A 12,385-nucleotide genomic window follows, 5' to 3' on the forward strand; every position below is an offset into this window, starting at 1 on the left:
ATTATTTTGACTCATATTTCAATGCTTATCAGCATTTTGTAATAATATGTTATGAAATATACATTAATTTCTTATTCTTTATCTTTTTTTTGTTTCATTTCTTTCGTATGCATTGGATGCATACACTGCATACTCGTCATTGAATCCATTGATTGCATTGATTGCATTGATTGCATTGATTGCATACTTGACATTGAATCCATTGTTTTCATTGATGACATTGGTGACATTGAATACATACTTGACATTGAGTTCATTGAGTTCATTGAGTTCATTGAGTTCATGCAACCCATACTACCCATACTACCCATACTAGACATTGCATCCATTGGTTTCATGCAATACATACTACTCATTGATTCCATTGAACACATAGAAGCCATTGAATTCATACTTGACATTGCATTCATTGATTTCATACAGTGCATACTATTCATAGGTTCCATTGAACATACATGCATATTGTTTTCACCTCATATACTTATTTACATACAATAATATTATATGGATCAAATTGTATGTTGTTACTATTTTATTTAATCTATATAAGTATATATATTAAATTTCTTTTATTATATTTTTCATAAGTTTAATAAATTTTTCTCTAGCCATTGCAGAAGTTTCCATTACTTCACTGTGATTTAATGGTTGTTCTAAAATACCAGCTGCCATATTAGTCATGCAAGATACACCTATTACTTTAACTCCACTGTGAGCAGCTACTATTACTTCTGGCACTGTAGACATTCCAACAGCATCTCCACCTAAAACACGTACCATTCTAATTTCTGCTGGTGTTTCATAAGTAGGACCAGTCATGAAACTATAAACGCCTTCTTGAATTTCTATATTTAAAGAATTTGCGATTTTTTTTACTTTTTCTCTTAACTCTACATCATATGAATTTGACATATCCGGGAAACGAGTACCAAAGTCCTCTAAATTCTTTCCTATTAACGGATTATTACCAGATAAATTCAAGTGATCTTTTATAAGCATTAAATCTCCTGGTTTATAATTTGTATTTACAGCTCCTGCCGCATTAGTTACTATTAATGTTTTTATGCCTAATAACTTCATTACACGAACTGGGAAAGTAACTTCTGTCATATGATATCCTTCATAATAATGAAAACGCCCTTGCATTGCAATGACTTTTTTTCCTTCTAGAGTTCCTATAACTAAGCGACCTTTATGTCCTTCTACTGTTGAAACTGGGAAATGTGGAATTTCGTTATAAGGATAATATTCTGCATCCTCTATTTGATCAGCAATAGCTCCTAATCCAGAACCTAAAATAAGAGCGATTTCAGGTTTGATTTTTGTTTTTTCTAAAATGTATTTTGCAGCTTCATTTATTTTAGTTTTAAAATCCATATCATTCTCTCCTTAAACTATTTTATTTTGTAATTTCCTCTAAAAAGCTTTCTCCATATCTAATAGGTTCTACTGATAAAATTTCAGCAGTTGTTTGCCCTATATCAGAAAAAGTTTTTCTTGTTCCTAAATTAACATCAGCTTTAAGTGTTTTACCATAAGCTAAGAAAGGAACATATTCTCTTGTATGATCTGTTCCTGGTCTGGTTGGATCACAGCCATGATCAGCATTAATAAATAACACATCACTTTCTTGCATAGCATCTAGAATTTCTGGAAGTCTTGCATCAAATTCTTCTAATCCTCTTCCATAATCCTTTACATTATTACGATGTCCCCATTTCATATCAAAATCAACAAGGTTAGTAAAAATAATTCCTTTTTTATTTTGTTTCATATAATTTAAAGTCTGGTCAACACCATCCATATTGTCTTTAGTGTGGATAGCTTCTGTTATTCCCTGACCACAAAAAATATCTTCTATTTTTCCTACTGCCATTACATTTAAGTTATTATTTTTTAAATTATCTAATACTGTATTATATGGTGGTGTAAGAGAAAAATCTCTTCTATTAGGAGTTCTAGTAAAGTTTCCTAGTTCTCCCACAAATGGTCTTGCAATAACACGTGCAACGGCATGCTCTCCTTGTAAAATATTACGAGCTATTTGACACATATTATATAATTCTTCAAGCGGAATGACTTCCTCATGTGCAGCAATTTGGAACACACTATCAGCAGAAGTATATACAATAGGCTTTCCTGTTTTGATATGTTCTTCTCCAAGTTCTTCTATAATTGCAGTACCAGAAGCTGGCTTGTTACCTATCATTTTTCTTTCTATTGCACTTTCAAATGCATCTACAACTTCTTTAGGAAATCCATTTGGATATGTAGGAAAAGGTTTTTCTGAATAAATTCCTCCCATCTCCCAATGTCCTGTAGTTGTATCTTTTCCATTTGACATTTCTGCTAAACGTGCATAACATCCTAATGGACTTTCTATCTTGTTAACACCTTGCATACCATCAATGTTTCCAAGACCTAGTTTCTCCATATTAGGAAGTTTTAATCCTCCTAAAGCCTTTGATATATTTCCAATTGTATTGCTTCCAACATCCCCATACTTTTCAGCATCAGGTAATTCTCCCATACCAACACTGTCTAATACAATCCAAATAACTCTATCAATCATTTTCACTACTCCTTCCTAATTTTATACTATAAGAATATTTATATGTTAATTTCACATAACATTTTGTATACAATCTACTAATCAACATACTTTTCATCATAATGGAACCGCTTACACTTTTTTTAAAATTTAAATTACGCATTTTAAGCGTAAAATATTATTGTTTTATATAATTCTCGGAGCCTTTTAAAACAAGTTTAGGTATTAAAGTAATCTTGTTTATCATTCTATTTTTTTTATTCTTTAAAGCATTGATAAGCATTTCCATACCAATTCTACCCATTTCTATAGTAGGTCCATCAATAAAACTAATATTCATTCCAACTATATTTAGTACATCTACTCTGTCAAATCCTATGATAGCTATATCCTCTGGTATACTAAGTTTTTCCTCATAAAGTGCTTTTATACATCCTAAAGTCATCATATTACTACATACAAAAATAGCAGTAGGTCTATCCTCCATTTTTAATATGTGTTTTGTAAAGTCATATCCACTTTCTTGTTTATAATCACCATAAAAAATATATTTTTCGTCTATAGGTATATGATTTCTTGCTAAAGCTTTTTTATATCCAATTAATCTGTCTTTTGCAGGTTTAGAATTCATACGTCCTGTAATTATAGCTATTTTTCTATGACCAGCCTTAATAAAAGCTTCTACGCCTTCATAAGCTCCTTTTATATTATCAACAAATACACCATTGAAAGTAGAATATTTAACATGTCCATCTACTAGAACAATTGGAATCCCTAAGTTTTCAAGAGTATTTAAATATTCACTATTAAATTCATCTTCAACAGAAGTAGGAGTTATTATAATCCCTTGAATTCTCTGCTCTTTAAGAAGTTGAAGCGCTTTTAATTCTTTTTCCATCCTCTCATCAGTATCACAAAGGATTATATTTAAATTATGTTTATCAGCTACCTCACTTATTCCTTTTATTATCTCTCCAAAGAATGGGTTATTTATATCTGGAACTATAACTCCTATAGTATTTGTTTTATTTGTAGATAAACTTCTTGCTATAGCACTAGGAGTGTAATTTAATTCCTTTATAATTTTTAAGATTTTTTCTCTTGTTTCCTGTTTTACATATCCTGAATTGTTCAAAACTCTAGATACTGTTGCTTGAGACACCCCTGCTTTTTTAGCAATATCGCTTATTGTAACTGCCATTCTAGCTCCTCCTCATATGTTTAAGAAACCGCTTTCATATTTAATATACACTATACAATTTTAAAATTCAATATCCCCTAATTAATTTCTTCATATTTTAATGTTATAAAACGGGAAATACCAGTTCCTATTTTTTTCCTGATGATAACTCTTAATAATACATCAGTTAATTTTTCAGAAATATATCCTAATAAAGAACCTATAATCATAGAAATGATTGTTACTTAGAGTTTCAGAGCTTTAGAGATGTTTTTTTAAACTGGAATAGCTCATATTAATATGGTATTACATAAATAATAACTTTATATTTTATAATTTTATATAATTAAAGACCAACTTAAAATTAATTGAGTTAGTCTTTAATTTATTAGTTAATAGTATAATATATTCCGCCACCAGGTCCTAGTGGAATATTGAATACTATAAAAATAACAAGCAGTATTGCCCAGCAAACAAAGAAAACTATAGAATATGGAAGCATATTAGAAATCATAGTTCCTAATCCCGCTTTTTTATCATACTTCTTTGCAAATGCTACTAGTATAGGAAAGTAAGGGAATAGTGGGCTTATACAGTTTGTTATAGAATCACCTATACGATAAGCAGCTTGAGTTAAAGCTGGATCATAGCCTAATATCAAAAACATAGGAACAAATATTGGAGCCATAATAGCCCATTTTGCAGATGCACTTCCTACAAAAAGATTAATAACACCTGCTAATATTATAAATCCAATGATCAATACAGGTCCTGTTGCCCCTATATTTTTTAAAAATTCAGCACCTTTAACTGACATTATAACACCCAAATTACTCCACTTAAAAAAAGCTAAGAATTGTGCTGCCATAAATGCAAGAACTATATACGGTCCCATATCACTCATTGATTTTCCCATCATTCCTATAGCATCTTTATCACTTTTTATGCTTCCTGTCATTTTACCATAAATATAACCAGGAATTAAAAATACTACAGTAAGTATAGGTACTATTCCCTGCATTAGAGGCGACTTATATGCTAACAATGAATAAGTTTTTGAATCTTTTAAAAATGCCTCTTTACCAATACTTAACCCAATTATCACAATTATAAGTATCACTAATGATAATCCAGCATATTTTAATGCCTTTACTTCTTGAGGACTTAGCTCTTTTCTTTCTTCTTGTTCTACAACTCCAGTATATTCTCCTAAACGAGGTGCAACGATTTTTTCAGTAACATATACTCCTGCTATAAGCAAAAATATAGTAGATACAATTATAAAATAATAGTTCATTGCAGGAGTACCACGGTAATTAGCATCCATCATTTGCGCTGCTGGTATTGTAAAACTAGCTGCTAAAACATCGCTCATATTTACTATAAAATTAGCAGCAAACCCTCCAGAAACTCCAGCAAAAGCAGCAAACATTCCTACTAAGGGATGCCTACCAATGCCTAAAAAGACTATAGCAGCTAATGGTGGTAACACAATAAAACCAGCATCTCCAGCTCCATTTGCCAATATTCCAGCCAAAATAATTATAGCCGTAATCATTCTTTTTGGAGCCTTTGCAATTGTATGTTCCATAGCCGCCTGCATCATTCCTGATTTTTCAGCAACACCTACACCAATCATTATAACTAACACTAAACCAAGTGGTGGAAATCCTTCAAAATTATTTACAAGGTTCATTAAAATCTTTTGTAGATTTGCTTTAGTTAATAAGCTAACTGCTGGTACAGTTTCTTTCGTTAATGGATGAACGACAGCTACTTTGGCAGATGCACAAATCCACGAAAGAATTAATACAATAATACATAAATAGAAAAATAATGTTACAGGATCAGCCATTTTATTTCCTATTATCTCTACTCTATTAAGAAATCTTTCAAATCTACTATTTTTAGGTTTCACTTGTGAAAATTGCTTTTCAGTTTTTGGTGCCCCAGACATATTATCCCCCCTAAAATCTTATTTATGTTCATTCAAGTAGTCTACTGCAACTTGAGCTAAAGCTTGAGAAGTAATTAATAAAACCTCATCCGACCAAGCAAACTTAGGATTATGATGCATTACTGGCCTATCTTCAGCAATACCTACAAGAAAAAATGAAGCTGGCACCTCTTGAGCGAAAAATGCAAAATCTTCCCCTCCCATGTTAGGTTGTAAAGCTTCTGAAACATTTTCTTTACCAACTATTTTTGATAAAGATTCAGCTGCAAAATCTGTTGTTTCATTATCATTAATCAATGCTGGAAAATGCTCTATATATTTATATTCATAGGAAGCTCCCTGCATTTCCGTAATTCCTTTTAAAATACTTTCCATCACCTCTGGAATCCACTTTCTCAACTTCTGATTAAACGTACGAATAGTGCCAGTAACCTCTACCTCATTAGGTATAACATTATGATTTTCGCCACCATGTATTGACCCAAAAGTGACAACTGCTGGTTCTAGTGGATTTATTCTACGACTTACAATAGTCTGCATACTATTAATAGCCTGTACAGCAATAGATATAGGATCTACAGATATATGCGGCATAGCGCCATGTCCACCTCTTCCAATTACTTTAAAAATAAATTTATCTGGTGATGCCATTAATGGTCCATGTTTAACTTCAATTTTTCCTTTATGTACTCCTCCCCATAAATGGCATCCAAAAGCTGCATCTACATGAGGATTTTCTAAAACTCCCTCATCTATCATTAGTTTTGCTCCACCATCATCTTCTTCTGCTGGTTGAAAAACAAGTTTAATATTTCCATGTAAACTATGTTTAATATCATTTAAAATCATAGCTGTACCTAAAAGTCCAGCAGTATGTCCATCATGTCCACAGGCATGCATTTTTCCAGGAATTTTAGATTTATATGGAATATCCACTTCTTCATTAATATTTAAAGCATCCATATCTGCACGTAGTAAAACAGTTTTGCCTGGGTATTTTCCCCTAATTAAACCCACTACACCAGTTTGACCTACATTTGAAGTTACTTGAATTTCAAGCTTATTTAGCTCATTTTCTATAGTTTTTGCAGTTTCAATTTCCTCAAATGCTGTTTCTGGATGCATGTGAAATTGATGTCTTAGCTTCACTACCCTATCATAATATTTTTCAGAAAGCTCTTTAATTTTATTAGTATACATTATTTTTCCACCCCTTTTATTTTGTATATTAAAAAATATAAAATATTTATTTTTTTGTGTTAAAAATTAATATTTTAATAATTTCATATATTCAGACATTAATAATTATGCATATTTTACCATAAAAATTAACTTAATTCAATATTTTCATATTATTAATTTATTTTGTATTTTAAACAAATATTTGAAAACTTTTATGAGGCAAATGCAAATTTTACAATTTAGATACAACTAAACTAAAACTTGAAACAAATAACTAGTATAATTTAAATAAACTCACTTAATATGTGATAGCTAAATTAAGTAAAAAAGATAACTAGTATAAGCTTTTGCTTAACCTAGTTATCTTTTTATAATACAATTTCTTTATTTTAAACATATACTAATAATTTATTTTTTCAATAAAGGTACATTTATTTTATAGTTTTTATAAATAGTTTTCTTGCCTTAAGATAAAATTTTCACTCCATTTTAAGTTTATAATCTCTTCTCCTCTAATACAGGTAAAGTTGATCCTCCTAACGGCATTATTAATACAGTAGCTTCTTTACCTTTTTCTTTAAATGCTTCATCTAAAGCATTCTGAACGTCTACAAATGGATTCATAAATATACTCTTTACAAACTCTTGCTCCATTTCACTTACTAAAAATATTTTAGCTTTTTGAAGAATCATTGCTATAGATGCTGCCTTATGTCCACCAAGCTGAAAATTCTTTTTTATTTTTTTAATCATATCTTCAGGCTTTTGAGCTTCCATCATCCACTCTTCAAAAACTTTCGAACCTAGTCCTTCCTTACATGAAGCGGCAACTATAATAATTCCATCTTCTTTAACTGCATGTTTTGCATTATCTAAAGCTTTTTGTGCTTGATATAGATTTAAATCCTTTGGATATCCTCCTGGTGTAGTTATTACTATATCTGCTTTTTCTTTAATTTTTATTTTATAAAAATCATCTAAAAACTTACATCCTTCTCTATGTGCATCTATATAATGTCCTGCTACTGCTTTTATTATTTGCTTTTTCTCATTTAAAACTACATTTAGCATAAAATCTATAGGAACAAATTTCTGTACCTCATCTATATCTACTCTTACTGGATTCGTTTTAAGATTACCCGTTTTAGCTTCTTCTTCAACCATTCTACTGTGATTAGCTTGTATTGCATTTTTTGTAGATACACCTGGCATTATAGCCTTTGCTCCACCACTATAACCTGCAAAATAATGATACTCAATATTCCCAAGACAAATACGTTTATCCGCTTTTGCTACTTCTGTAAATATTTCTACTGGTGTTCTATTCTTTGTATATCCCAAATTAACACAATCATTAGTATCACTATCTATACATCTTATATTATTATATATCTCTTCCCCTACTAAATATTTTTTTTCTTCTTCAGTATGAAATCTATGGCTTCCAAGTGCAAATACAATTGTTATATCTTCTGATGATACCCCTGAACCATAAAGTTCATTTATTATTATAGGGAGAACTATTTTACTAGGCATAGGTCTTGTAATATCACTTGTAATAATCACTATTTTTTCATCAGGTTTCACTATATCCTTTAATCTCTTTGAGTTAACTGGATTTTTTAAAGCTCTTTTAACTTCTTCCTGCCCCATTAAATCAATTTCTAATTTATTAGGTAAAATATTACCTAATAAATTTTTTTCATCAATTTCAAAATTCATTTTATTCTTTCCAAAACCAATACTACATTTCATATAATTTGCCCCTTTTTAATAAATTTTTATATTTTTAACAACTGAGAAAATTGCTAATTAAAAATTTGCATGTAGCTATGTAATTTTGAAATTACACAATTTTCTCACCTATCAATATATCTAGAAACCTAATATCAATCTTATTAATGCTTAATTGCTGTACCAAAAATAATTCTATTATTTTATGCTTTCTATTAATTCATATCTCATATTTTTTACTTTTATATTTTTTCCAAAAAATACTCCAAATATATTAATTGTATAGTCACATAGCCCCATTCTCTTTTGAAAATAATCGAACGATATCGTCGAAGATTGCACAGCACTAATTTTAATAATGGATTTAGTTTTATAAAACCCATTATAGGACATATAAACTAAAGTATCCGATATACCAATAGCTGTGTTTTTATACTGCATATAACCTAAAATTAAAACAAATATCAATAAAACTAATCCAACATAAGCATATTTAAATTTATAAATTAAAAATACAAATATAATACTTGAAAATATAATCTTTTTCAAAATAAATCTTACACAAGCACTAGTTGGAGATTTATAAATTTGTTCTGTAAAACAAAATTCCGGGAGTAATTCGCTAATTATTTCTTTTTGAAATTTCTCATTACAAATAGGATATAAAATCGCTTTTTCTCCTTTTTTATCTCCATATCCAATACTCTCTATTTCAATAGTACCCATATTTAATATCTGCATTAAAAAATTTTGTTTAATATGCACTCCTTTAATTTTTTTCTTGTCAAAAGAATAATTTTTTCGGTCTACAAAACCATAGCTAACATTTAGCTTGTTTTCTTCTAAAAAAGTCTTAAAATTATAATATTTAAAACAGTTATATATAATTGATAAACAAATACTGATTATAATAATCCCCATTATAAATATTATAATTCCCAAAATCTTATTATTAACTTCTTCTAATTTGATATCTTTAAAATAATGTAAAATATCAAATTTAATAAATTTTTTTATGTCATCTAAAAATTTATTAAAAATCCAGATAAGACCTAATCCCTTTAAAATAGCATTTGATATTAACGAATATATAATCAAACTTTTTAGATTAAGCTTGTACTCCTTTTCTTTATCTGTATTTATTTGTTCATTTTCTTTATCTATTAAAATGTTTTTTATTTCTGATGCTCTTTTGCTACTTACAGTAAGACAAATCTCACTTTCATCATTTTTAACATTACCTGTATCTATCTTTATTCTTGTTAACTTGAAAATTCTTTCAAATATTCCTTGAGACATATCTATTGTATTAATTTTACTTAAAGGCACTTCTCTCTTAGTTATATTAACTATACCATTTTGATAAAAAATAGATTTTTCATTAAAATAGTAAATAGTTTTATACCATTCTAAAAAACATATTAAAATATCAAAAATTATGTATACTACTAAAATTAACATAGCAATCTTATTGCCAAATCTCTTGTTGAGAAAATTGTATGCTAAAAAAATAAAAATTAACTCTTTAAATATTCCTTTGAAAAATTCATATACTGCTTCTAATCCATTATTTCTCTCTATGTTATTCAATTTTATCACTCATTTCTATCATATCTTTCAATTTCTCAGATATTTCTTCTGCTTCTTTATTAGTTAAAGCAGGAAGTGTATGCGAAGCACCTGCAGTATTAATTTCTATACTTGACATTCCAAATTTTCTATAAATAGGTCCTTGCTGTATATCTAAATGCTGTATTCTAGAAATAGGAATTATAGTCTTTTGTCTTATAATTACTCCATTAATCAGCTCTATTTTATCTTTACATATTTTATATCTCCATTCTTTATATTCTACTATTGGAAAAACGAAAGTATATATAGCTAAGTAACCAATTAGAACAATACTTAAAATATCAATACCATATTTGATCACTGAAATATCTCCATACTTGGGAACAAGAAATTTATACATACCTATAAAATATATAACTGAAAACATTGATAAAAAAATCATTCTACCTATAAACCATGATTTCACAGCATTTTTATTAATTTTATTATAATTCATAGTTCTTATCTCCATTCTATTAAATATATATATACTAAACATTATACATCAATCTATAAAATCATTTTCTTAATTCACACTTAAATTTCACCATATATATTGAATATATATATTCAATATATATGATTTTAAAATTTCTAATCTATAAAAAACCGCATTGGATAAGTCCAATGCGGTTTTACCTATATCTTATTTTATTTAAGTTTTTTCGCAACAACCTCTGCAGCTTTAATTAATGGATATCCTGCTGGTGAAGCCGTAAGCATCGGATGTGTACCGATTTGTGCTGTTAATAAATCAGCTATTGTCATTTTACCTTGAATAATAAATCCTATAACATTTATTAACTCTCCAGCACTCTTTCCTCCAACAATTTCTCCTCCTAATATTATGCCACTATCTTTTGAGGCAATTAATTTAACCATTTGTTTATGCGTATCTTCAATATGTCCTGGATGTCTATCAATCCCTGTAAAACACCCAGTAACTACTTCAAATCCTTCTTTTTTTGCTATAGCTTCAGTTAAACCTGCTGCTGCAAATCCAGTTTCATGAATAGCAGTTGAATATATACCAATTGTTCCAAGAAATGTTTTCACTGTTGAAAGTTTATATAGATTCATCCCTGCTACTCTTGCTTCTGTGCAAGCAGTAGATGCTAACATTATTCCACTTAGCTTTCCTGTAATAAAATCTCTTTTTTCAGAACAATCTCCTATTGCAAAAATATCTTTATCACGTGTTCTTCTATACTGATCAGCTATAATAAATCCCATATCATTAATTTCTAGACCTGCTTCTTGTGCAAGTTTTACATTTGGACGATATCCTATTGATAAAACCACTGCATCAGCTTCAATTTTTTCTCCATTTTCTAACAATACTCCTGATACTTTATCTTCTCCTAATATCTCTTTAACTCCAATACCTGTTAACAATTTAACTCCTCTAGATTTAATAAGTGCTTCTGCTTCAACTGCAACTTCTGCATCAAAAGCGAGTCCTAATATATGAGGCAATTTTTCAACTAAAACAACTTCCTTACCTAATTTATTTAATTCATCTGATAATTCAACCCCTATAAAGCCAGCTCCTATTGTAACAATCTTCTTACATCCTTCAAGCATTGACTGCATTTCATCAAGATAAACTTTATTTTTAGGAATTGTAAATACATTTTTCAGCTCTGTTCCTTTTAACCATTTTGGTACTGTAGGCGTTGAACCAGTTGCTATTATAAGCTTATCATATTGCAAATTATCACTATTTTTAATAGTACATACTTTATTTTCTTTATCAATTGAAGTTACTTCATCTACGATAATATTAACACCTAATTTTTTTAATCCTTCATCAGGAAGTATATTTTTATTAGTAGTACCTGTTGTGCCATATACATATGGAATACCACATGGAATCATTACTATTTCTTCCTTACGAATTACTGTAACATCCTTATCAGTATAGTTTGATTTTGCAGTTAATGCAGCTACTAAGCCTGCGGCACTTCCTCCAATAATTAATATATCAGTTTTTTTCATATTAATCCCTCCTAAAATCTTTCAATATTGTATAAATATTTAATTCTAAAATTTAACATCTTGTGAAAATTTATATATTGCTAAAAATCCATTTACACTTTTTAAATTAAATACTTAAAATAAGTATTTTCTATTAATGTTATCTTGATATTTGAATATTAGAATATTACGA

The 12,385-nt window shown here is 29.0% G+C and carries 10 protein-coding genes; all 10 read right to left on the bottom strand.

The window, feature by feature from the left end:
• Nucleotides 1-71: 71 nt before the first annotated feature.
• The 10 genes from OW763_RS02015 to OW763_RS02060 all read right to left on the bottom strand — a co-directional run bounded on the left by OW763_RS02015 (nucleotide 72) and on the right by OW763_RS02060 (nucleotide 12,213).
• Nucleotides 72-461 (bottom strand): hypothetical protein, encoded by a 390-nt coding sequence (locus tag OW763_RS02015; RefSeq protein ID WP_268039389.1) that lies wholly within the window; start codon nucleotides 459-461, stop codon nucleotides 72-74.
• Between the two features lie 97 nt (nucleotides 462-558).
• Nucleotides 559-1,377, bottom strand: a complete 819-nt coding sequence (locus OW763_RS02020; protein ID WP_268039390.1) for a purine-nucleoside phosphorylase — start codon at nucleotides 1,375-1,377, stop codon at nucleotides 559-561.
• Nucleotides 1,378-1,399: 22 nt separating this feature from the next.
• Entirely contained in the window at nucleotides 1,400-2,572 is a 1,173-nt protein-coding gene (locus OW763_RS02025; protein WP_268039391.1) for a phosphopentomutase, read from the bottom strand.
• Nucleotides 2,573-2,729: 157 nt separating this feature from the next.
• The gene (locus tag OW763_RS02030; RefSeq protein ID WP_268039392.1) at nucleotides 2,730-3,752 is read right to left on the bottom strand and encodes a LacI family DNA-binding transcriptional regulator; all 1,023 of its coding nucleotides are present in this window, start codon (nucleotides 3,750-3,752) and stop codon (nucleotides 2,730-2,732) included.
• A 367-nt stretch (nucleotides 3,753-4,119) separates the two neighbouring features.
• Nucleotides 4,120-5,688: an AbgT family transporter gene (locus OW763_RS02035; RefSeq protein ID WP_268039393.1), complete on the bottom strand. Its 1,569-nt coding sequence runs from the start codon at nucleotides 5,686-5,688 to the stop codon at nucleotides 4,120-4,122.
• A gap of 18 nt (nucleotides 5,689-5,706) precedes the next feature.
• The gene (locus OW763_RS02040; RefSeq protein ID WP_268039394.1) at nucleotides 5,707-6,888 is read right to left on the bottom strand and encodes a M20 metallopeptidase family protein; all 1,182 of its coding nucleotides are present in this window, start codon (nucleotides 6,886-6,888) and stop codon (nucleotides 5,707-5,709) included.
• 477 nt (nucleotides 6,889-7,365) lie between these two features.
• Nucleotides 7,366-8,625, bottom strand: a complete 1,260-nt coding sequence (gene larAH6 / locus OW763_RS02045; protein ID WP_268039395.1) for a nickel-dependent malate racemase, LarAH6 family — start codon at nucleotides 8,623-8,625, stop codon at nucleotides 7,366-7,368.
• A gap of 177 nt (nucleotides 8,626-8,802) precedes the next feature.
• Nucleotides 8,803-10,194 carry a PH domain-containing protein gene (locus OW763_RS02050; RefSeq protein ID WP_268039396.1) on the bottom strand — a complete coding sequence of 464 codons (1,392 nt, stop codon included), beginning with the start codon at nucleotides 10,192-10,194 and terminating at the stop codon, nucleotides 8,803-8,805.
• On the bottom strand, nucleotides 10,187-10,672 hold the full coding sequence (locus tag OW763_RS02055; protein ID WP_268039397.1) for a PH domain-containing protein: 486 nt from the start codon (nucleotides 10,670-10,672) through the stop codon (nucleotides 10,187-10,189). Before OW763_RS02055 ends, OW763_RS02050 begins: the two co-directional genes overlap by 8 nt.
• Nucleotides 10,673-10,866: 194 nt before the next feature.
• On the bottom strand, nucleotides 10,867-12,213 hold the full coding sequence (locus tag OW763_RS02060) for an FAD-dependent oxidoreductase (protein WP_268039398.1): 1,347 nt from the start codon (nucleotides 12,211-12,213) through the stop codon (nucleotides 10,867-10,869).
• Between the last annotated feature and the right edge of the window lie 172 nt (nucleotides 12,214-12,385).

Origin of the sequence: Clostridium aestuarii (genome assembly GCF_026735135.1) — a bacterium.
GTDB classification, from domain to species: Bacteria; Bacillota; Clostridia; order Clostridiales; family Clostridiaceae; genus Clostridium_H; species Clostridium_H aestuarii.